Raw genomic sequence first — 20,608 nt, forward strand, 5'->3', positions numbered from 1 at the left:
CGTCCGCAGTCGCGGTGGCGACCGCGCCCTGCGTCGCGGAGACGGTGACCGCGGCGCCCGTCGCGAGGGCGGCGCCGGGGGCGACGCGCGCGGTCGTGACGACGGTCGAGACGGTCGTGGCGGCGTAGCCCGCGGCGGCGACCCCGCTGCCCGCGGCCGATCCTTCGGCGCGCGAGGTGGACGCATCCGTCGCCTCGGCCGTGATGATGATCGTGCCGCCCGCGGCCGCCGTGGCGGCGAGCACCGCGGATGCCGCGAGCTCGGCGGTCGCGCGGTGGTCGACGCTCGCGACGGCGACCGAGGCGCCGACGCCGACGGTCGAGCCGCCCGAGCCCTTCGCGGCGGTCGCGTCGGCGGCGGTCTCCGCGGCGGAGTCGGCGGTGATGGTGAGCGACCCGGCGGCGCCGTCGCCGTCGAGATCGAGGTCGATCGAGCCGCCCGCGGAGGCGGTCGCGGCGAGGTGGACGATCGCGAGCGCGAGGCTTCCGGCGAGGCCGAGAGTGCCGCCCGAGCCGGCGCCTGCGACGGACGTCGCGGCGAAGCGGTGTGCGGTGGCGGGGTCCCCCGTGGCGGTGGTGGTGTCGACGCCCGCGACGAGGGTGAGCGCGTCGGCGTCGATGGTCGTGCCTGCTCCGGTGCTCGCGGTGATCTCGACGTGCGCGTCGGTGATCGCGATACCGGCTCCGATGGTGGCGGCCGGGGGCCCGCGGTCCGCGGGTCGGCCGGTGGCCGTCGCCTCGGCGAGGTCGTGGTGACGGGCCTCGAGCGTGACGGTCGGCGCTGCGAGGTGCACGCCGTCGACGCTCGCGTCGGCGACCGAGGTGAGGAGGGTCACGGCGATCGCGGCGGCGACCGAGACGGTGCCCGCGGGCGTGCTCGGCGTCGGCGTGGTCGGAAGCGAGCCGCCACCCGAGCCCTTGTCGCCGGCGTAGTCGCGCGCGTCCTCGAGCGACGACTCGGCGGTCGGCTGGCCGGGGGCGCCGCTGTCGCCGGGGGCTCCGCCCGCGGAGGCCTCGGCGGTCGTCGTCGCGGCGCTCGCACCCAGCACGCGGATGAGGATCGAGCCGAGCGCGGTCACGTCGCGCTGCACCGTGGCGCGCACCGTGTGGTCGACGAAGGCGAGCGCGAGGGCGAGGCCGACCGCGGCATCCCCCGACTCGGCGGCGCCCTTCGCGGTCGTCGTGACGGGGGCGCGCTGCTCGGCGACGACGCGCACGTCACCCGTCGCGGTGAGCGGGGCGCCCGTTCCGATGCGGGCGAGGGTCACGAGGGTCGAGACGCCGATCGCGGTCGCCCCCGCGACGCTCACGCCCGAGCCCGAAGCTCCGCCCGCGGCGGTCGTCTCGGATGTCATGGTCGCTGTCGCGGTGATCGCGAGGTCGTCAGCGCCGGTGAGGCTCGCGCCGTCGGCGAGCTCCGCGGTCGTGCGGCCGTCGACGTCGCTGAGGGCGACGCTCGCGCCGATGCCGGCGGTCTCCCCGGCGACGGGCGCCTTGGGCGATGCCGCCGCGCGCACCTTCGTGGTGGCCGCGGCGCCGATCGCGACCGCGGCGGGCGCGAGCAGCTCGACCGCGCCCGCGATCGCCGCGACGGTGGAGAGCGTCGCGAGGGAGAGTGCGACGGCACCGGCGACGGCGACCGCGGCGGTCGCGGCACCCGAGCCGCTCGAGGCGCCGGAGACGGCGGTGGCGGCGTAGTCGTTGGCCTCGCCCGAGACGGTCGGCGCGGTCGTCGCGCCGACAGTGAGCCCGGATGCCGTGAAGCGCCCGCCGGTCACGCGCGCCTCGGTCGCGACGTCGCTGCGGTTGACGGCGATCGCGACGCCGACGCCGTTCGAGCCGGCGACGACCGGAGCGCCGTCGGCCGAGGCCGTCGAGTCGCCGCGCGAGGCGGCCGTCACGGTGACGCCGGCCGGCGTCGTGAACTCGGCGTCGGCACCCGGCTCGACGACGGCGGTGGCCCGCTGCTCGAGCGCGAGGTTCGCGATGGCGCCCGCGACGGTGATGACCCCGCCGCCGGGTGTCTCGGCCGCGCCGCCCGTCGTCGCGTTCGGGTCGGCGTCGTTCTGCGTCGCGCCCCCCGCGCTCGCCGTCGCCGTGACCTGCGCCTCGACCGTCGTGTCGGCGTCGACCGTGAGCGATGTCGCCTCGATCGCGCCCGACGACGTGATGCGCGCCGACGACGACGCCGTGATGTCGGCGGTCGCGATCGCGCCGCCCGCGTCGGCCGCCGAGGCGTCCGCGGTGACGGTGACGTTCGTCGTGTTGTGTGCGCGCACCGTGAGGGCGCCCGTCGCGGTGACCGCGGTCGTGCCGGTGAGGAGCGCCGTCGCCGAGGTCGTGACCGTGGCGGAGGCGAGCGCGGCATCCGTGTCGTCGGTGCCGCCGGAGGCGGGGGCGTCGGTCGCGGTGACGGTCGCGGCAACGGCGGCGGCGATCGTCGCGTCGCCCTCCGCCTCGATCGTGGCGTCGGTGAGCACGACGCCCGCCTGGGCGGTCGTCGTGACGAGCTCGTCGGTCGCGGGGGCCGCGGTCGCCGTCGCGCTCACCGTGACGTTGCCGCCGCGGAGGGTCGAGCCCGTGAGCTCGACGCTCGCCTCGGCGTCGTCGGCCGTGCCCGCCGCGAGCTCGATGTCGCCCGCGGCGCCAGCGCCCGTCGTGTCGATGACGGATGCCCCGACCGTGATGTGCGCCGCGACGACGCGGAGCGTGACGCCCGCGAGGCTCAGGTCGCCGACGATGACGATCGTGACGTTCTTCGCGGTGGCGAGGATCTCGAGCAGCTCGGTCGGCACGACGAGCGTGACCGTCTCCATCGAGCCGGTCGTGCTGCGCACCGTGATCTCGAGCGTCGTCGCGTCCTGGCTCACCTCGAGCACGTCGTCGTCGGTCGTCGTCGTGACGGCGACCTGCGCGGGCGTGCCCGAGACGGTGATGGGCTCGAGGTTGTCGTAGGCGACGGTCAGGCCGTCGGCGGCGAGGGTGCCCTCGTCGGAGCCGCTCGGAACCGACACGATGCGTCCGCCCGCAGCGCGCAGCTCGAGCGCGTCGTTCCCGCCCGTGCCGCCGTCGACCGTCGCGATCGACCCGCCGGCCGCGACATCCACCACGAAGGTGTCGTCGTCGGACGCCGCACCCACGAGGTGGGTGAAGCCCGCGAAGTCGATGCCGGCGACGTCGCCGCCGCCCGTCCCGTCGACGGTCCACGTGACGGCGCCGGCCGAGCCCTGCCGAGTGAGCGTCGCATCCGCCCCGACGACCGCCACGCTCGTGACGCCCGTGTACGAGACGCTGTGTCCGCCGATGGTCACCGTGCCGGAGCCGGATGCCGTGAGCAGCCACGCGGCGCCGTCGCCCGTGACGGTGAGCGACGCGGCGCCCGAGCCCGTGATCGTGACCGGGATGCCGGCGCCCGCGAGCGCCGCGAGCACGCCCGCGCCGATCGTGATGGCGGAGCCGGAGAGCGTGAGGCTCGCGACCTGGGCGAGCGGGGTGCGGGTCTCGGTGCCGTCGACGACCGTCACGAGTTCGGCGCCGTCGATCGCGACGCTCACCGTCGTGCCGCTCGCCGTGACGGGCGCGGGAGCCGCGGGCTCCTCGTCGTCGGCGGCGAAGGTGCTGAAGCCGAGCGGGGCGGCCTCGGGGCCGGCGGGCGGCTCCTCCGCGGAGGGCTCCTGGACTGCGGCGGGCTCCTCGGCGGCCGGCTCCTCAACGGGCAGCGACTCGACGACCGGCTCGGGCTCCTCGCCGAACGCGACGACGCGGCCGAACGAGAGCAGCGAGTAGTCCGCGCCCTCGTCACCCGTCTCGGTGCCGTCGCCCGAGCCGGGCTCGGGGGTCGGGTCGGGCGTGGGGTCGGGAGTCGGCTCAGGGGTCGGCGTGGGCGTGGGCGTCGGGGTCGGGGTCGGGGTCGGGGTCGGGGTCGGGGTCGGGGTCGGGGTCGGGGTCGGGTTGTTGCCGTTCGTGTTCCCGTTGCCCGTCGTCGACCCGACGGTCGTCGGCCCGACCGTGCCGGGGCCGCACACGAGCGTGCGGCTCGTCGAGCTCGACGACGAGGTGCCCGTGCCGTCGCCCGTGCCGTCGCCGCCCGTGACCTTGAGCACGCAGTTCGACGTGCCGCCCGGGTTGAGGTCGGGCTCGGCCGGCACCGTGACGATGACGACGCGGCGCGTGGGCGCCTGCGGCTCCGGCTCGACGACGGGCGGCGCCTCGGCGGCGGGCTGCTGCGGAGCGGCCGGCGCGAGGAGCACGGGGACGCGCGACGGGAACGGCCCGAGGGGCGCCGCGACGGGCGCGGGCTCGACAGGCTCGGCGGCCGCGGCCGGAGCGGGAGCACCTGTGAGCGTCGCGATCGCGAGGATGGCGGCAAGGGCCGCGGCGAGCGCACCGAAGGCGCGTCGGGGGGACGCATGGTGGTGCATGGCCGCAGCGCTCATGGTGGTTTCGCGCGCGGATCGGGGGCACCAAGCGGGGGATCGGGAGGCACACGCGCACGCGATTGCGGCTCATGCTAACCCTGACGGACTCTCAGCACTAGTCCCGATTTCCGGAGCCCGCCCCGGGGCCCCTCCCGGGTGCCGCGGCGAGCTCCCCGCGCGTCAGCGGCCGGGGCCGAGCGGTCGCCAGAGCACGACCTGGTTCCGCTTGAGCCGCTCGCCCGCCCGGAGCGACACGACCTCGCCCTCGGTGCCCGCCGCGAAGACACGGCGACCCGTGCGCATGAGCAGCTCGTCGGCGAGCGCCGCCTCGAGCTCGCGCACGCGCGTCGTGAGCGCGGTCACCTGGTTCTCGAGCTCGAGGATGCGACGTATTCCCTCGAGGTTGAGCCCCTCCGCGGAGAGCCTCGCGATCTCGCGCAGCTGCACGACGTCGCGCATCGAGTAGCGCCGCGACTTGCCGGCCGTGCGCTGCGGGATCACGAGCCCCATCCGGTCGTACTGGCGCAGCGTCTGCGGGTGCATGCCCGCGAGCTCCGCCGCGACCGCGATCGCGAAGAGGGGCGTCGACTCGTCCATCAGCCGCGGGCCTTCTCGAGCAGCTCCTCGCGCGGGTTCTCGTCGGGGAGCGCCGCCGCGAACGCCTCGAGCTTCTTCTTCGCGTCGCCCGAGAGGTGGCTCGGCACGACGACGTGCACGGTCGCGAGCAGGTCGCCCGTCGAGCCCCCGGCGGTCACCCCGCGACCCTTCACGCGCAGCACGCGGCCGCTCGGCGTGCCGGGCGCGACGCGCAGCCGCACGGGGTCGCCGTCGAGCGTCGGCACCTCGATCGTCGCGCCGAGGGCGGCCTCCGTGAAGGTCACGGGCACATCGACGCGCAGGTTCGCGCCGTCGCGCTCGAACACCGGATGCGGCCGCACCGCGACGGTCAGCACGAGGTCGCCCGGCTCACCGCCGTCGGGGCTCGGCTGCCCCTTGCCGCGCAGCTTGATCCTCTGGCCGTCGCGCACGCCCGCGGGGATCTTGACCTTCGTGGCCTTGCCGCCGGGCAGCTGCAGGGTGACCGTGTCGCCCTGGATCGCGGTCAGGAAGTCGAGTGTCGTCGTCGCCGTGATGTCGGCGCCGGGAGTCGGTCCGCCGAAGCCGCGGTAGCCGCCCGTCGAGTTGCCGAAGCGGCCCGACCCGAACATCCCGCCGAGGAGATCCTCGAATCCTCCGGCGGAATACGTCGGGCGTCCACCGCCCCCGAACATGCCGCCGAAGACATCCTCGAACCCCTGACCGCCCGACGTGAAGCGCGCACCGCCGCCCATCGCGCGGATCTGGTCGTACTCCGCACGCTCCTGCGGATCGGAGAGCACAGCGTACGCCTCGCTGATCTCCTTGAACCGCGCCTCGGCGGCGGTATCACCCGGATTCGAGTCCGGGTGATACTGCCGCGCGAGCTTGCGGTAGACCTTCTTGAGCTCGGCGTCGGAGACGTCCTTCGAAACGCCGAGCGTGGCGTAGAAGTCCTTGTCGAACCAGTCCTGGCTGGCCATCGGACTCCTCTCGGGTTCTCTAGCTGGCGGGCGGCGCGCTCACGGCGACCTTGGCGGCCCGGATGAGCCGGTCGCCGAGCGCGTAGCCCACCTCGATCACGTCCTTGACCGTCTCGCCCTCGGCATCCGGGTCGGGCAGGTGCACGACCGCCTCGTGGATGTTGGGGTCGAAGGTCTCGCCGACCTCGCCGACGCGGCGCAGCCCGTACTTCTCGAACCCGGCCCGCAGCTTCTGCGAGACGAGCGTGAGGGGCGCGCCCTCGACGAGGTCGCCGTGCGCATCCGCGCGGTCGAGGTCGTCGATGACGGGGAGGAGCGAGCGGATCACCTCGGCGATGACGGCCTCGCGGTTCGCCGCGCGGTCGCGCTCGACGCGGGTGCGGAAGTTCTTGAGGTCGGCCTGCGCGCGGGCGGCGATCTCGCGGTACTCGGCCACGAGGTCCTTCTCCGCGTCGGCCAGGAGCGCGAGGTCCTCGTCGCTCAGGCCGTCGCCGTCCTCCGGTGCCCGGTCGGCCGCGGGGGTCTCCACCCGCGGCTCGCCGGTCTCCGGGTCGATCTTCCGCTTGTCCTGGACCTTCGGCTCCTCTTCGCGGCCGGTGTCGTCGCGGCCCGCCTTGTCGCGGCCGGTGTCGTCGCGGTCCTTGTCAGCCATGCGTCTTACTTCTTCTCGTCCTCGTCGTCGACGATCTCGGCGTCGACCACATCCTCGTCGGAGGAGGTCGAGCCGCTCGTCGGGCTCGGGCCCTCCGCCGCCTCGGAGCTGGCCTGGTAGATCGCCTCGCCGAGCTTCGTCTGCGACTCGTTGAGCTTGTCGAAGGCCGACTTGATGGCGGCCTCGTCCTCGCCCTGGAGCGCGGTCTTGAGGGCCTCGATGTCGCCCTTCACCTCGTCCTTGACGGGCTCGGCGATCTTGTCCTCGTTCTCGGAGATGAGCTTCTCGAGCGAGTAGACGAGCTGCTCGGCGTTGTTGCGCACCTCGGCCGCCTCGCGACGCGCCTTGTCTTCCGCGGCGTGCTCCTCGGCCTCGCGCACCATGCGCTCGATGTCGTCCTTGGGCAGCGACGAGCCGCCCGTGATCGTCATCGACTGCTCCTTGCCGGTGCCCTTGTCCTTCGCCGAGACGTGCACGATGCCGTTCGCGTCGATGTCGAAGGTGACCTCGATCTGCGGCACGCCGCGCGGGGCGGGGGCGATGCCCGTGAGCTCGAAGGTGCCGAGCGCCTTGTTGTCGCGCGTGAACTCGCGCTCGCCCTGGAATACCTGGATGGCGACCGACGGCTGGTTGTCGTCGGCGGTCGTGAAGGTCTCGCTGCGCTTCGTCGGGATCGCGGTGTTGCGCTCGATGAGCTTCGTCATGATGCCGCCCTTGGTCTCGATGCCGAGGCTCAGGGGGGTCACGTCGATGAGCAGAACGTCCTTGCGCTCGCCCTTCAGCACGCCGGCCTGGAGGGCGGCGCCGACGGCGACCACCTCATCCGGGTTGACGCCCTTGTTGGGCTCCTGGCCGCCCGTGAGCTTCTTGACGAGCTCGGTGACGGCGGGCATGCGGGTCGAGCCGCCGACGAGCACGACGTGCGCGATGTCGGAGACCTTGATGCCGGCCTCCTTGATCACGTCGTCGAAGGGCTTCTTCGTGCGGTCGAGCAGGTCGGAGGTCATCTGCTCGAACTGGGCGCGGCTGAGCGTCTCGTCGAGGTTCGCGGGGCCGTTCTCGGTGAGCGAGAGGTAGGGCAGCTGGATGCTCGCCGACAGGCTCGAGGAGAGCTCCTTCTTGGCCTGCTCGGCGGCCTCCTTGAGGCGCTGGAGCGCGATCTTGTCGTTCGAGACGTCGACGCCCGTCGTCTCCTTGAACTTCTTGATGAGCCACTCGACGATGCGCTGGTCCCAGTCGTCGCCGCCGAGGCGGTTGTCGCCGGAGGTCGCGCGCACCTGGATGGTGGAGAAGTCGTCGTCCTTACCCACCTCGAGGAGGGAGACGTCGAAGGTGCCGCCGCCGAGGTCGAAGACGAGGATGAGCTCGTCTTCCTTGCCCTTGTCGAGGCCGTACGCGAGCGCCGCCGCGGTGGGCTCGTTGATGATGCGCAGCACGTTGAGGCCCGCGATCTCGCCGGCCTCCTTCGTGGCCTGGCGCTCGGCGTCGTTGAAGTACGCGGGGACGGTGATGACCGCGTCGGTCACGTCCTCGCCGAGGTACTGCTCGGCATCGCGCTTGAGCTTCTGGAGGATGCGGGCGGAGAGCTCCTGCGGCGTGTACTTCTTGCCGTCGATCTCCTTCTTCCAGTCGGTGCCCATGTGGCGCTTGACGGATGCGATGGTGCGGTCGACGTTCGTGACGGCCTGGCGCTTCGCGGTCTCGCCGACGAGCACCTCCCCGTCCTTCGTGAAGGCGACGATCGAGGGCGTCGTGCGGAATCCCTCGGCGTTGGCGATGACCGTGGGCTCGCCGCCCTCGAGGACCGCGACCACGGAGTTGGTGGTTCCGAGGTCGATTCCGACTGCTCGTGCCATGTTCTTGTTGCTCCTTGAAGACTGGTGGGATGCGCGGACTTGAGCCGCGCCGTATCAAGTTTGCACCCCGTCCGGGGGGATGTCAAGAAGCTTGAGTCGACGCGGCTCAAGGCCGGCGCGGCCGCGGTACACGCGTTGCTCCGCGTCGCGTCATCCGCTCGTCACGCGCGCGCAGTAGCGTTTCCTCCATGACCCACCCGAGCGGCGGCGACGCCGCGGCCACGCCCTCCGTTCCCACGCCTCCCGTCGCCGCCGACACGGGCGCGGTCGCCGTCGTCGGTCTCGAGCTGCAGGAGGGGCGCACGATCCCCCGCAAGCAGGTCGTCTCGTGGGCGCTGTGGGACTGGGCGACGCAGCCGTTCAACTCGGTCATCCTGACCTTCGTCTTCACGGCGCTCTACCTCACGACCGACGTCTTCCTCTCCCCCGAGCTCGCGGCGCTGCCCGACGACTCCGCGGCGAAGGAGGCCGGGCTCGCCGAGCTCGCATCCGGCCTCGGCCTCGCGACCACGATCTCGGGCCTCATCATCGCCCTCATCGCGCCCGTGCTCGCGCAGCGGGCGGATGCGAGCGGCCGCCGCAAGTTCTGGCTGCTCGTCTACACGGGCGTGCTCATCGTCACGACCGGCTCCCTCTTCTTCGTGCAGGGCGCGCCCCAGTTCTTCGTGCTCGGCGTCTCGCTCATCGCCATCGGCACCGTCTTCAGCGAGCTCGCGGGCGTCAACTACAACGCGATGCTCGTGCAGGTCGCGACGCCCAAGACCGTCGGCCGCGTGAGCGGACTCGGATGGGGCCTCGGCTACATCGGCGGCATCCTCGCGCTCGTCATCGTCGTCGTCGCCTACTCGATGGACTGGTTCGGGCTGCCGCAGGAGAACGGCCTGCCGTTCCGGATCGTCGCGCTCGGCTGCGCGATCTGGACGACCGTCTTCGTCATCCCCTTCGTGCTCAACGTGCCCGAGCTCGAGCACACCGAGCCCCAGAAGCGCGTCAACTTCTTCGCGAGCTACGTCGTGCTGTTCCGCGACATCGCGCGCCTGTTCCGCGAGTCGCGCCCGACCTTCTGGTTCCTGCTCGCGAGCGCCGTCTACCGCGACGGCCTCGGTGCCGTCTTCACCTTCGGGGCCGTCATCGCATCCGTGTCGTTCGGCTTCGGGTTCCTCGAGGTCGTCGCGTTCGGCATCGCCGCGAACCTCGTCGCGGGCGTCTCGACGATCATCGCGGGCCGCTTCGACGACCGGTTCGGCGCGCGCGCCGTCATCGTCACCGCGCTCATCGGGCTCGTCATCTCGGGCAGCATGGTGTTCCTGCTGCACGACATGGGCAAGATCGCGTTCTGGATCTTCGGCCTCGCGCTGTGCATCTTCGTCGGCCCCGCGCAGGCGTCGAGCCGCTCGCTGCTCGCGCGTGTCACGCCCGCCGGCCAGGAGGGCCAGGTGTTCGGCCTCTATGCGACGACGGGCCGCATCGCGAGCCCCATCTCCTCGTCGCTGTGGACCCTGTTCATCGTCGTCTTCAGCTCGACCGTCTTCGGCATCCTCGGCATCGTTCTCACGATCGCGGCGGGCCTCGTGCTCATGCTGCTCGTGCGCCTGCCGAAGCACGTGCGCCTGAGCTGAGCTGCGTTTTTCACGACGCGGGAGCCGGATGACGCTACCGTGGGGGCATGTCGACGCGGACACTCGCCTACTGGCTTGCGCTCGTCGACCGCCTCGTGGAACGCGGTTTCGCCGGGGCGCTCGACGAGCACGGCATCACCCGGATGCAGTGGCGCATCCTCACCGTGCTGGGAGACGGGCCGGCGACGGCCGACCAGCTCGACACCGCCCTCGCGGACATGCCCGCCTACGACGACGACGCGACCGCCGCCGAGCAGCTCGGCGAGCTCGTCGAGTCGGGGTGGGTCGAGGCCGCGGACGCCTACCGGGTCACCGAGCGGGGTCGCGCCGCGCACGGCCACATCCTCGACGCGGTCGCCGAGCTGCGCACGCGCGTGCTCGAGGGGGTCTCGCCCGAGGAGGAGCAGACGATGATCGCCCTCCTCGAGCGGATGGCGCGCAACCTCGGCTGGGAGCCCTGAGCCCCGCGCTCGGCCGTCGCCCGGGTAGCGCCCGCTAGTCTGTGCCCATGTCGCCCGCTGACGCCACCGAGCTCGTCCTCCTCCTCGACGACGACGGGAAGCCGGTCGGCACGGCGCCGAAGGCGACCGTGCACACGACCGACACCCCGCTGCACTTCGCGTTCTCGTGCCACGTGTTCAACTCCGCCGGACGGATGCTCGTGACGCGTCGCGCGCTCACGAAAGACACCTTCGCGGGCGTCTGGACGAACGCGTTCTGCGGCCACCCGGCCCCCGGCGAGAAGGCCCTCGACGCCGTCGTGCGCCGCGCCGACGCGGAGCTCGGCGTGACGGTGCGCGACATCGAGCTCGTGCTGCCGCACTTCCGCTACCGCGCCGCCGACGCGAACGGCATCGTCGAGAACGAGATCTGCCCCGTGTTCCGCGCCGTCGTCGACGTCGACCCGAAGCCCTCGAAGGACGAGGTCGCCGAGTGGGTGTGGGCCGACCCGAACTCGCTGCGGATGGCGGTGTCGGCTGCGCCGTTCGCCTTCAGCCCGTGGTTCTCGCTGCAGCTCGCGGCCTGGCCCGCCGGGAAGTAGCCGCTACTCCCCCCGCGCCCCCGCATCCGTCGCCGTGACGTCGGTGCGGTGGAAGCTCTGCCACGATCGCGAGGCCGTCGGGCCGCGCTGACCCTGGTAGCGGTTGGCGTACGCGCCCGAGCCGTAGGCGTTGAGCACGGGCGAGCTCGTGCGGAAGAAGCACAGCTGGCCGATCTTCATGCCCGGCCAGAGCTTGATCGGCAGCGTCGCGACGTTGCTCAGCTCGAGCGTGACGTGGCCCGAGAAGCCCGGGTCGACGAAGCCGGCCGTCGAGTGGGTGAGGAGGCCCAGGCGGCCGAGCGAGCTCTTGCCCTCGAGGCGCGCGGCGACGTCGTCGGGCAGCGTCACGAGCTCGTACGTCGAGCCGAGCACGAACTCGCCCGGGTGCAGGATGAACGGCTCGCCCGGCTTCGTCTCGATGAGGCGGGTCAGCTCGGGCTGCTCCTCGGCCGGGTCGATGAAGGGGTACTTGTGGTTGTCGAACAGCCGGAAGTAGCGGTCGAGGCGCACGTCGATGCTCGACGGCTGGATCATCTCCCGGTCGAGCGGGGCGAGGCCGATGCGTCCGGCGTCGAGTTCGGCGGTGATGTCGCGGTCGCTCAGCAGCATGCGGCTCAGTCTATTGAGACGCCGCTCGCGCGCGGGCAGCGAAAAGGGGCACGGCCCATCGGCCGTGCCCCCATCCGGATGATGCTTACGCGGCGACCTCGACACGACGGCGCGTGACGAGCAGGACACCGCCGAGCACGAACGCGAGCGCCGCGAGAGCGATCGGTCCGGCGGCGGGGCTCACGCCCGTCGCGGCGAGCGTGGCCGCGAGGCGGAACGAGACGCTGCTGACGGCGCCGCTCGTCTGACCCGTCACGACGAGCGTGTGGTTGCCCGCGCCGAGGCCGCTCAGGAGGCTCGAGCTCAGCGGGATCTGCACCTCGCCGCCGACGACCGGGAAGGTGCCGACGAGCACGGGCTTCGAGTAGGCGTAGACGTCGACGAACGAGTCGGCCGAGAACCACGGCACGGTCGCGGTGCGGGCCTGGCTCGGGTCGATGTCGCCCGTGGGAAGGCCCGCCTCCTGCGCGGCGTAGCTCTGCGCCTCGGCGCCCGCGAGGTAGTCGGCCAGCTGGCTCGAGTCGGCCACGGGCGCCGGGCCGGTCGGCTGCTGGTCGACGAACACGGCGGTCGTGAGGCCCGCGTTCTCCCACGTCTCGGCGAAGCCGTCGAGGTTGCCGATGACGACCACGCCGACCCACTTGCCGATGAGGTCAGAGGTCACGACGTAGCTCGTGCCGGTCTCGCCGTCGATCGGGCCGCCGAAGTTGCCCCCGTTGAACGACCACTGGTACGCGAGCTCGGTGTCGTCGGGCCAGCCCGTGGTGGTCACGGTGAGGGTGTTGCCGACCTTCGGCGTGCCGGTGATCGTCACGACGACGTTGCTCGTGTCGATGTCGTCGAGCGGCTCGGCCAGGGCGGGGGCGGCGCCGGCGATGCCGGCGCCCGCGAGGAGTGCCGAGGCGAGTGCCGCCGTCAGCACGCGATTGCGCAGGGTGGTTCGAGACAAAGGAGAAGCTCCAGAAAGATAGAGGTGGTGCCTGGGAAGAGAGGTGCGAGCACCCCCACGGGAACACGGCGATGTCCCCCGCCTCCGACTCTATGGGGGACACTCATTTTCGTCGGGCCCCGCGGACACCCCCACTTCGCGGTTGGAACGACCTGTCGCGGCGTGTCGCGGGTGCCCCGCGGGATGAGGACGGATGACGGCGAGCCGCTAGTCTGTACGAGTGCGCTCCGGCGCCGCGGGGCTGTAGTTCAATGGCAGAACTTCTGCTTCCCAAGCAGACAGCGCGGGTTCGATTCCCGTCAGCCCCTCCATCGCCCCTCGGCATCGCCCCCCGCCGCCGCCCTGCCGGCGGCGATCGGCCCCGGCGGGCGTGCGCACGCAAAGGTTCACGAGCCTGAACCGGGAACGCAGGGGCGCTTTCTCCGTCGTCGTCATACACACCTCTTCGTGTCGGCCCCCGGCGGGTTACAGGGCCGGGGTACAGCGGCGACTCTAAGAAGCAGGCGATGCATTTGTCGAAGACCTCACGATGGTCCGCATCCACAACGACACGCTCGCCCTGCGGCTCGCGATCGAGCGCGGCACCCTCGAGTGGGAGTCGGACGTCATGGCGAAGCACCACGTGCTCGCGCGCACCGAGCGCCGCTCGCCCGACGACCCCCTGCACATCCGCGACGAGTGGTCGGCCGCGCACCGCGACTTCCACGCGGCGCTCGTGGCCGGATGCCGCGTGCCGCTCCTCCTCGACCTCTCGCGCACGCTCTTCGACTCGACCGAGCTCTACCGGCGTTGGGCCGCCCCCACACCCGCGGCCCTCAAGCGCGACGTGCCGCACGAGCACGCGCTCATCCTCGAGGCCGCGCTCGACCGCGACGCCGACAAGGCCACCGAGCTTCTGACCGAGCACTACAACCAGTCGCTGCGCGTCATGCTCGCCGCGGGCTTCGCCGACCTGCCGACGGACGACTGAGCGCCGTGGAGATCGCGATCGGCTAGCTGCGCGCCACGCTGCTCGAGGCCTTCCGCGCGCTCGGCGCCCCCGAGGAGGAGGCGCAGGCAGCCGCCGAGATGTGCCTCGACTCCGAGCTGCGCGAGCACCGCTCGCACGGCGCGCGCCTCGTGCGGAACATCGCGCGCGAGTACGCCCAGGGGGCCGAGCGGCGGCGCGAGCTCGTCGTCGAGCACGCGACTCCCGCATCCGCGACCGTCGCCGTCGAGACGCTCCTCGGCGAGATCGCGGATGCCGGCGGACGCGTGCCCGGCGAGCAGAGCCGCGTCATCCGCGAGGCCCACCTGGCATCCGGCACCGTCACGCTCGACGACAACGCGATCGAGGTGCTCGGCCTCTCGCGCTGAGCCCGGGCGCGCGCCATGATGTGCGCATGCCCGAGATGATCCCGACCCCGCTCGGCCGCCTGCGCGTGCAGGTGCAGGGCGAGGGGCCTGCGACGGCCGTGCTGTGGCACAGCCTCTACGTCGACGACCGGTCGTGGGATCGCGTCGCGCCCGAGCTCGCGCGCGACCGGCGCCTCGTGCGCATCACGGGGCCCGGTCACGGCGAGAGCGACCCGCCGAGCCGCGACTACACGCTCGACGACTGCGCGGATGCGGCGCTCGCCGTGCTCGACGCGCTCGGCATCGCCTCCCCCGTCGACTGGCTCGGGTGCGCGTGGGGCGGGCACGTCGGCATCGTGCTCGCCGCGGCGCACCCCGACCGCGTGCGCACGCTGACCTCCTTCAACGCCCCCGTGCAGGCACTCGGCGACGACGAGCTGCCGCGCGTGCGACTCCTCGTGCGGGCCTACCGCCTCATCGGGGCACGGGGGCCCGTGCTGAGCGGGGTGACATCCGCGCTGCTCTCGGATGAGACCCGGTCGACCGATCCCGACGCGGTCGTCTACGTGCACGAGTGCCTGCGCGGCGCGCGGCGGGGCAGCCTGCTCGCCGCGATCCGCGGCATCTCGCTCGGCCGCGCCGACCTGCGCCCGCTGCTCGCCCGCATCCCCGTGCCCGTGCTCCATGTGACGACGGCCGACGACCCGCTGTGGACGCCCGAGCAGGCGCGCGCCGCGGCGGCGCTCGGCCCTCGAGCGGATGCCGTGGTGGCATCCGGCGGTCACCTCACGCCGCTCGAGGCGCCCGCCGAGACCCTCGCGATCGTGCGCCACGCCTGGGCGTGAGCCTCAGCCGCGCAGGGAGATCGTCGTGCGCATCCGCAGCTCGCGACCGCCTTCGACGTCGGTCGCCTCGAGCGCGACCGTGATGGCCTCGACCGCGTCGAGGCCCGCGAGGTGCGTGCCGCCGCACGGGATGCGCGCCTCCTGGTCCGGCAGAGCGCACACCCACGTGCGGCGGGCGGAGATCGCGTCGCCGTCGCGCTCGATGCGGACGGACGCGCCCGAGGCGACCCACGCGGCGAGCGCCGCGTTTGCGCGCGCGGCGACGGCGTCGAGGTCGTCGAGCGCCGTGACGTCGAAGCCCTTCTTCCGCAGCGACTTGCCGATGCGGTAGACGTCGGTCGAGCCGAACTCCTCGATGCGCGAGGTCTGGATGGCGGCCGCGTCGAAGCCGGGAGCGCCGAGCGCATCCGTCGACACGGCCTTCGTCCAGGCCTCGGCGAGCGCCGCGTCGAGCGCGAGCGAGGCGAGGTGGCACCCGGTGTGGCCCGCCGAGAGCGCGTGGCGGTAGCCCTCGTCGACGCTCACCTCGACCTCGGCGCCGACCTCGGGCGCCTCCCCCTCGATGACGTGCCCGACGACGAAGGTCCACTCGGGTGTACCCATCCGCACGGGCAGCTCGCGGCCGAGCAGCAGCTCGCCGTCGTGGATGCCGCCCGTGACGCCGCCGACGATCTGCGCCTCGGCGGCGCCCCACCGCATCCGTCCGCGGTCGGCGGGCTGGTCGGGCCACGCCGTGTCGACGGGATGGAAGGCGGTGCGGTCGAGCACGACGGCCGAGCGCCCGTCGGCGAGCGGCTCGACGTGCAGCACCGTGCCCGTCGAGACGGTGTCGCCGTCGGGATAGCTGACGCGGGTGTCGGTGGAGGGCAGGGTCACCCTCTCACCGTAGCCGCGGGCGTCAGCGGGCCGACGCTGTGCGCTTGCGACGCCGCCCCTCGACGAGGAGCGCGCCGACGCCCGCGGCAGCGCAGGCGAGCGCGACCGCGAGAAGTGGAGCGGCGCCCGTCGGCGGCAGCTCGTTCGCCGCGGCAGCGACGGACGGCGCGGGACTCGGCGCGGGTGCCGCGTTGACGGTGACGGTGACGACCGCGGATCCGTTCTGCCACCCATCGGACGCGGAGAACGCGATGAGCGCGGTGCCCGACGACCCCGCCGGCGGGGTGTAGACGCAGTCGGAGCCGCCCGTGGGCGTGCAGACGACGGTTCCCCCGATGCCGCCGACCGAGTCGATCGCGAAGGTGAGCGCGTCGCCGTCGGCGTCGGTGGCGGACAGCGTGATTGGCACGGCGACCTCGGCCGTGGTGGTCGCCGTGGAGTCGGATGCGTCGGGCGCCACATTGGCGTCGACGAGCAGCCGAGCGCCGAAGTAGCACAGCGGGTCGCCGCCGGTGCTGTCGGCCGCGGTGAGAATCCAGTTGCCCGCCGCCGTCTCGCCGTCGAAGACCGAGAGGGGCTGGGTGGGACGGAACGTGCCCGTGGCAGGAAGGCCGGAGAGGGTGCCCGGCGCCTCGTCGTCGAGGTGGACCTGCACGCGCCCCCCGTATCCGATGTCGAAATAGGTACCGGCGGCGATGAGACTGACGACCGTTCCGGTGGGCGAGGTGAGCGCGAAGGAGAGCTCCTCGTTCCACACTGCGCCGCCACCCGATGCGAGAGGCTCGCACGAGCCGAGCCCGCCGTCGTCGATCTTGGCGAAGTCCACCACGATGTCGACGTCCGTGACGATCCCGTCACTGGAGATCGCGATCGTGCGGGGCGTCAGGCCCATGTCCACCACTGCGGGGGTGGTGTCCGTGCCCTCGACGATCTGGGCGGTCGCCGGTGTGGCGACGAGCAGGAAGGCTGCGGTCGCGGCGGCGACGAGCCCGCCGTTGAGCGCACGGCGGCGCGTGGCAGGCGTCGGGAACCCTTCGATGTGGCCTCGGGTCGCCACGAGGCAAAGCTAGCAGTGCTCAGCGGGCCCGCTTCACGCGAGGAAGTCGGCGAGCCCCTCGAGCAGGCGGTCGACCTCCTCGGCGGTCGTGTAGGGCGCGAGGCCCGCGCGCAGACCGCCCGTGTCGCCGAGCCCGAGGGCACGCGACGCCTCGAGCGCGTAGAAGTTGCCGGCTGGCGCGTGCACCTCGCGCGCGGCGAGGAACTCGGATGCCTCGGCCGCCGAGCGCCCCTCGAACGTCATGAGGGTGGTCGGCGTGCGCTCGGCCGCGCGCGACCACACCGTGACGCGGTCGCCGAGCTCGGCGAGCCCCGCCTCGAGCCGCGCGCGGAGCGCCGACTCGTGCGCGTGCAGGGCACGGAACGACGCCGCGAGCGCCCCGCGACGGGTGGTCGCATCCGACGGGGCGAGCGAGGCGAGCACCTCGACGGCGGCCGTGACGCCCGCCATGAGCTCGTACGGGAGCGTGCCGAACTCGAAGCGCTCGGGCACGACGTCGGTCGAGGGCGCGAGCTTGTCGGGGCGGATCGTCTCGAGCAGCGCGGGGTCCGCGCCGAGCACGGCGCAGTGCGGGCCGAGGAACTTGTACGGCGAGCACACGACGAAGTCGGCGCCGAGCGCTTCGCGGTCGACGAGGTGGTGGGCGGCGTAGTGCACCGCGTCGACGTAGACGAGCGCGCCCTGCGCGTGGGCGGCATCTGCGATCGCCCGCACGGGCGGCATCGTGCCGATCAGGTTCGACGCGGCGGTGACGGCGACGACCTTCGTGCGCTCGGAGAGCACCTCGGCGAGGTCGTCGAGCAGCAGCTCGCCCGTGGCCGGGTCGAGGTGGATCCAGCGCACCGTGGCGCCCGTGCGCTCGGCCGCCTGCACCCACGGGCGCACGTTCGAGTCGTGGTCGAGGCGCGTGACGACGACCTCGTCGCCGGGGCCCCAGCTCCGCGAGAGGTGCCGCGAGAAGTCGTAGGCGAGTTGCGTGGCGCTGCGGCCGTAGACGACGCCGGATGCCGACACGCCGAGCAGGTCGCCGACCGCCTCGCGCATCGCGACCACGGCATCCGTCGCGTTGCGCTCGGACACGATCGCCGAGCCGCGGTTCGAGAGCGGACCCGTGAGCGTGCGCGCAATCGCCTCGCCGACCTCGAGGGGCGTCTGCGTGCCGCCGGGCCCGTCGAAGTGGGCGACGCCCGTGGCGAGGGCGGGGAAACGGCCGCGGAGGGCGGCGACATCGAACGACATGGTGCTCCGGGTTGTCAGGGTGTGGGTGTCGGGGTGGGGGCGGGGGTCGGCGTGGGCGTGCCGGTGGGTGCGCGTTCGGCGCCGAACAGCCCCGTGCCGTACTTCGCGAGCGCCTCGTAGGCGTCGCCGTAGGTCTGCGGATCGAGGTGCTCGGGGTTGCCGTACTTCGCGAGCAGCAACCCGATGAGCCCCTGCGCGGGCGGGCTGAGCGGCTTGTCCTTGTGGGCGTTGCCCGGATGCGGCGACTCGGCCTGCGGGTTCGGCGGCAGGTACTGCGGGGTCGTCGTGGGCCACGTCGACGGGTCGCGCGGGGCGGTGAGGTTGACGGCGTTGAAGAGCGGCGTCGCGGTCTCGTCGCGGCGGCTGAGCGGCTCGAGTCCGTGCAGCCTGTCGAGAGTCGCCGCGACCGAGCCGTGGTGCATGAGGTCGTGCACGATCGTGCCTCGTGCGGTCCAGGCAGACACCGCGATCGCCGGCACACGGCATCCGAGCCGGTCGAACGCGAAGCCCATCTCGCCCGCGCCGCTGTCGTCGGGCGGCGCCTCGCGCGGAGGCGGCACGTGGTCGTAGGTGCCGCCGTGCTCGTCGAAGGTGATGAGCAGCATCGTGTTGAGGGCGTTCGAGCCCGATGCCGCCGCGCTCGCGCGGATCGCCGAGTACACCTCGTGCACGAGCAGCTCGCCCGCCCGCACGTCCGAGATCGCCGAGTCGACGACCTCCGTGCCATCGACGTCGCTCTCGCGCATCGTGCCGAACGCGGGGTGGAAGTCGTTGTGGTTGTAGGTCATGCGCGGCTCGATGAACGCGTACGCGGGCAGCTGCCCCTGGGCGACGTCGTCATAGAACTGCTGCATCGTGGCGAAGTGGCCGGTCTTCCAGTACCGCTCGAGGGCCGGCGCGTGCAGCACGCCCGTGAGCGACACGAGCTGCAGCTCGTCGTAGTAGATGCGCCAGTCGACGCCCGCATCCTCGAGGCGGTTGAAGATCGTCGGCGCCGCGGGGGCGTCGAGCCACTTGCGGTAGCCGCCGCCCTCCTTGTTGGTCACGAAGCCGTGCGAGGTGCCGGCGTGGAAGAACGACCGGTTGCAGAAGGTCTGGCTCGGCACGGCCGCGAACCAGTGGTCGTAGACGGCGAACTCGCGCGCGAGCGTCGACAGCACGGGCAGCATCGCGGGCGTGAAGGCGCCCATGACGCGGCCGAGCTCGTCGTTCGTCGGCTTCTTCTTGGCGCCCTTCACCTCGGTCCAGTTGATGGCGTAGTCGGTGACGAAGCCGTCCATCGTCGGATGCGCGTCGTCGGCGGGCGCGTTGACGGGCGGGTCGACGACGTTGAAGAGCTGCGTGTTGACGTGCGGATAGGGCTCCCCCGGGTCGGGGTTCGGCGACGCCATGATCTCGTCGGTCGTGCCCGTGTACGGATGCGCGGGGATGCGCGTGCCGTCGGGCGCCGCGTTCGCGTAGTCGCCGAAGGCGAGGCCCTCGAACTCCGCCCCCTCGGGCACGGTCTCGGCGTCGTAGAGGTAGCCGAGCAGGTTGTCGAAGGAGCGGTTCTCACCCATGAGCACGACGAGGTGGGCGAAGCCGGGCGCCGTCTCCTGGTCGGGCACGGGGAGCGCCTCGCGGGCCCCGAACTCGTGCCCGATGGCCGCCCCCGCGCCCGCGCCGACGACGACCCCGGCCGCCGCGGCACCGCCGACGCGCAGGAAGTCCCGGCGGCTCGCGCCGCGCTCCGGTTCCCGCTCCTCGCCGCCCACGCGACCATCCCATCAGACGGCGATCAGGTGGGGGTGGATTACCGTGGGCACGTGACCGTTTTCTCCCCCGAGGTCGTCGCCGCCGTTCTGCACCACATGAACGACGACCACACCGACGACAACATCCTGATCGTGCGCGCCTTCGCGGGTCGGGATCCCGAGTCGGCCCGCATGATCGACCTCGACCACCGCGGTGGAACGTGGCGTTACACGATCGACGGCGAGGACTCCGAGCTGCACCTCCCCTGGTCGCGCGAGCTCACCGAGCGCCCCGAGATCCGCCGCGAGATCGTCGGGCTCTACGATGCCGCCTGCAGCAAGCTCGGCGTCGAGCCCCGTCCGCACGAGTAGGCACGCGGTGACCCCGAACCGGATCGCGTCGGCGGCAGGAGCCGTCGTGTTCGCGGTCGTCGGGGTCTGGGGTCTCGTGCTCGTGCTCGACCCGACGCTCGACCCCGAGGTCGGCGCGCTCGTGTTCGGCCTCGTCGGCACGAACCTCGCCCTCGCCGTCGTGCACCTCGTGCTCGCCGCGGCTCTCGCCGTGGGTGCCGTGCGGGGCGAGCGCCTCTCCCGCCCCGTCAACGTCGGCGTCGGCACGGTGCTGTTCGTGCTCGGGCTGTTCGGGCTCTTCGCGGTCGGCACCCCCGTCAATGTGCTCGCCCTCAACGGCGCGGCGAACCTCCTGCACTTCGCCACGTCATCCGCTCTGCTCGCCACAGGGCTCGGGGCGGCGCGGGCGGATGCGGCGCAGGCGCCCGGGACGGATGCGGCGCGCCGGGCGGACTAGCGCGAACCTTCA

The 20,608-nt window shown here is 72.7% G+C and carries 19 protein-coding genes and 1 tRNA gene (1 of these 20 cut by a window edge); 9 read left to right on the forward strand and 11 right to left on the reverse strand.

Going from position 1 to position 20,608, the window contains the following annotated elements; translation table 11 throughout:
• The 5 genes from H4J02_RS13510 to dnaK all read right to left on the reverse strand — a co-directional run.
• Positions 1 to 4,435, reverse strand: the 5' end (the start) of a protein-coding gene (locus H4J02_RS13510) for a hypothetical protein (protein ID WP_187675054.1). Its footprint begins 25,871 nt before the window's first position; only the first 4,435 of its 30,306 coding nucleotides appear in the window; it begins with the start codon at positions 4,433 to 4,435; its stop codon lies off the left edge, out of view.
• Between the two features lie 162 nt (positions 4,436 to 4,597).
• Complete coding sequence (locus H4J02_RS13515; RefSeq protein WP_187675055.1) at positions 4,598 to 5,014, reverse strand: heat shock protein transcriptional repressor HspR; 417 nt, start codon at positions 5,012 to 5,014, stop codon at positions 4,598 to 4,600.
• Positions 5,014 to 5,976 carry a DnaJ C-terminal domain-containing protein gene (locus H4J02_RS13520; RefSeq protein ID WP_187675056.1) on the reverse strand — a complete coding sequence of 321 codons (963 nt, stop codon included), beginning with the start codon at positions 5,974 to 5,976 and terminating at the stop codon, positions 5,014 to 5,016. The genes H4J02_RS13515 and H4J02_RS13520 overlap by 1 nt, the downstream gene beginning before the upstream one ends.
• Positions 5,977 to 5,995: 19 nt before the next feature.
• Entirely contained in the window at positions 5,996 to 6,628 is a 633-nt protein-coding gene (locus H4J02_RS13525) for a nucleotide exchange factor GrpE (RefSeq protein ID WP_262406136.1), read from the reverse strand.
• Between the two features lie 5 nt (positions 6,629 to 6,633).
• Entirely contained in the window at positions 6,634 to 8,484 is a 1,851-nt protein-coding gene (dnaK, locus tag H4J02_RS13530; protein ID WP_187675057.1) for a molecular chaperone DnaK, read from the reverse strand.
• 188 nt (positions 8,485 to 8,672) lie between these two features.
• Between dnaK and H4J02_RS13535 the strand changes: the two genes are divergently transcribed.
• The 3 genes from H4J02_RS13535 to idi are packed head-to-tail and all read left to right on the forward strand — an operon-like array spanning position 8,673 to position 11,145.
• Positions 8,673 to 10,103: an MFS transporter gene (locus H4J02_RS13535; protein WP_187675058.1), complete on the forward strand. Its 1,431-nt coding sequence runs from the start codon at positions 8,673 to 8,675 to the stop codon at positions 10,101 to 10,103.
• Between the two features lie 47 nt (positions 10,104 to 10,150).
• A complete protein-coding gene (locus H4J02_RS13540; RefSeq protein ID WP_187675059.1) occupies positions 10,151 to 10,564 on the forward strand; it encodes a MarR family winged helix-turn-helix transcriptional regulator in 414 nt (137 codons plus the stop codon).
• Between the two features lie 47 nt (positions 10,565 to 10,611).
• Positions 10,612 to 11,145: an isopentenyl-diphosphate Delta-isomerase gene (gene idi / locus H4J02_RS13545; protein WP_187675060.1), complete on the forward strand. Its 534-nt coding sequence runs from the start codon at positions 10,612 to 10,614 to the stop codon at positions 11,143 to 11,145.
• Between the two features lie 3 nt (positions 11,146 to 11,148).
• Here idi and dcd read toward each other — a convergent pair whose 3' ends face one another.
• Both dcd and H4J02_RS13555 read right to left on the reverse strand, forming a co-directional pair.
• Entirely contained in the window at positions 11,149 to 11,754 is a 606-nt protein-coding gene (dcd, locus tag H4J02_RS13550) for a dCTP deaminase (RefSeq protein WP_187675061.1), read from the reverse strand.
• 85 nt (positions 11,755 to 11,839) lie between these two features.
• On the reverse strand, positions 11,840 to 12,703 hold the full coding sequence (locus tag H4J02_RS13555; protein WP_187675062.1) for a hypothetical protein: 864 nt from the start codon (positions 12,701 to 12,703) through the stop codon (positions 11,840 to 11,842).
• A 237-nt stretch (positions 12,704 to 12,940) separates the two neighbouring features.
• Here H4J02_RS13555 and H4J02_RS13560 point away from each other — a divergent pair.
• From H4J02_RS13560 to H4J02_RS13575, 4 genes are all read left to right on the forward strand, one after another.
• Positions 12,941 to 13,014 (forward strand) — tRNA-Gly (locus H4J02_RS13560).
• 218 nt (positions 13,015 to 13,232) lie between these two features.
• Positions 13,233 to 13,673: an FCD domain-containing protein gene (locus H4J02_RS13565; RefSeq protein ID WP_187675063.1), complete on the forward strand. Its 441-nt coding sequence runs from the start codon at positions 13,233 to 13,235 to the stop codon at positions 13,671 to 13,673.
• A 38-nt stretch (positions 13,674 to 13,711) separates the two neighbouring features.
• Positions 13,712 to 14,059, forward strand: a complete 348-nt coding sequence (locus tag H4J02_RS13570) for a hypothetical protein (RefSeq protein WP_262406285.1) — start codon at positions 13,712 to 13,714, stop codon at positions 14,057 to 14,059.
• Between the two features lie 26 nt (positions 14,060 to 14,085).
• Complete coding sequence (locus H4J02_RS13575) at positions 14,086 to 14,883, forward strand: alpha/beta fold hydrolase (RefSeq protein WP_187675064.1); 798 nt, start codon at positions 14,086 to 14,088, stop codon at positions 14,881 to 14,883.
• A gap of 3 nt (positions 14,884 to 14,886) precedes the next feature.
• Here H4J02_RS13575 and H4J02_RS13580 read toward each other — a convergent pair whose 3' ends face one another.
• Genes H4J02_RS13580 through H4J02_RS13595 form a run of 4 tightly spaced genes read right to left on the reverse strand, consistent with a single transcriptional unit; the run spans position 14,887 to position 19,809 of the window.
• On the reverse strand, positions 14,887 to 15,759 hold the full coding sequence (locus tag H4J02_RS13580; RefSeq protein WP_187675065.1) for a metal-dependent hydrolase: 873 nt from the start codon (positions 15,757 to 15,759) through the stop codon (positions 14,887 to 14,889).
• A gap of 22 nt (positions 15,760 to 15,781) precedes the next feature.
• Positions 15,782 to 16,816, reverse strand: a complete 1,035-nt coding sequence (locus tag H4J02_RS13585; RefSeq protein WP_187675066.1) for an Ig-like domain-containing protein — start codon at positions 16,814 to 16,816, stop codon at positions 15,782 to 15,784.
• A 33-nt stretch (positions 16,817 to 16,849) separates the two neighbouring features.
• Positions 16,850 to 18,055 (reverse strand): cysteine desulfurase-like protein, encoded by a 1,206-nt coding sequence (locus H4J02_RS13590; RefSeq protein WP_187675067.1) that lies wholly within the window; start codon positions 18,053 to 18,055, stop codon positions 16,850 to 16,852.
• Positions 18,056 to 18,069: 14 nt separating this feature from the next.
• Positions 18,070 to 19,809 carry an alkaline phosphatase family protein gene (locus tag H4J02_RS13595; RefSeq protein ID WP_187675068.1) on the reverse strand — a complete coding sequence of 580 codons (1,740 nt, stop codon included), beginning with the start codon at positions 19,807 to 19,809 and terminating at the stop codon, positions 18,070 to 18,072.
• 51 nt (positions 19,810 to 19,860) lie between these two features.
• Between H4J02_RS13595 and H4J02_RS13600 the strand changes: the two genes are divergently transcribed.
• Positions 19,861 to 20,160: a DUF2470 domain-containing protein gene (locus H4J02_RS13600; RefSeq protein WP_262406137.1), complete on the forward strand. Its 300-nt coding sequence runs from the start codon at positions 19,861 to 19,863 to the stop codon at positions 20,158 to 20,160.
• 7 nt (positions 20,161 to 20,167) lie between these two features.
• Positions 20,168 to 20,596, forward strand: coding sequence for a DUF4383 domain-containing protein (locus H4J02_RS13605; protein ID WP_187675069.1), 429 nt, complete (start codon positions 20,168 to 20,170; stop codon positions 20,594 to 20,596).
• Positions 20,597 to 20,608 lie beyond the last annotated feature (12 nt).

It is taken from the genome of Protaetiibacter sp. SSC-01, assembly GCF_014483895.1.
Classification (GTDB): domain Bacteria; phylum Actinomycetota; class Actinomycetes; order Actinomycetales; family Microbacteriaceae; genus Homoserinibacter.

Bases quoted from the DNA above. Each gene is read 5' to 3' on its own strand.
- dnaK (WP_187675057.1), bottom strand. From the start codon at position 8,484: ATGGCACGAGCAGTCGGAATCGACCTCGGAACCACCAACTCCGTGGTC.
- H4J02_RS13525 (WP_262406136.1), bottom strand. From the start codon at position 6,628: ATGGCTGACAAGGACCGCGACGACACCGGCCGCGACAAGGCGGGCCGC.
- H4J02_RS13540 (WP_187675059.1), top strand. From the start codon at position 10,151: ATGTCGACGCGGACACTCGCCTACTGGCTTGCGCTCGTCGACCGCCTC.
- H4J02_RS13520 (WP_187675056.1), bottom strand. From the start codon at position 5,976: ATGGCCAGCCAGGACTGGTTCGACAAGGACTTCTACGCCACGCTCGGC.
- H4J02_RS13565 (WP_187675063.1), top strand. From the start codon at position 13,233: ATGGTCCGCATCCACAACGACACGCTCGCCCTGCGGCTCGCGATCGAG.
- idi (WP_187675060.1), top strand. From the start codon at position 10,612: ATGTCGCCCGCTGACGCCACCGAGCTCGTCCTCCTCCTCGACGACGAC.
- H4J02_RS13535 (WP_187675058.1), top strand. From the start codon at position 8,673: ATGACCCACCCGAGCGGCGGCGACGCCGCGGCCACGCCCTCCGTTCCC.
- H4J02_RS13515 (WP_187675055.1), bottom strand. From the start codon at position 5,014: ATGGACGAGTCGACGCCCCTCTTCGCGATCGCGGTCGCGGCGGAGCTC.
- H4J02_RS13590 (WP_187675067.1), bottom strand. From the start codon at position 18,055: ATGTCGTTCGATGTCGCCGCCCTCCGCGGCCGTTTCCCCGCCCTCGCC.
- dcd (WP_187675061.1), bottom strand. From the start codon at position 11,754: ATGCTGCTGAGCGACCGCGACATCACCGCCGAACTCGACGCCGGACGC.
- H4J02_RS13575 (WP_187675064.1), top strand. From the start codon at position 14,086: ATGCCCGAGATGATCCCGACCCCGCTCGGCCGCCTGCGCGTGCAGGTG.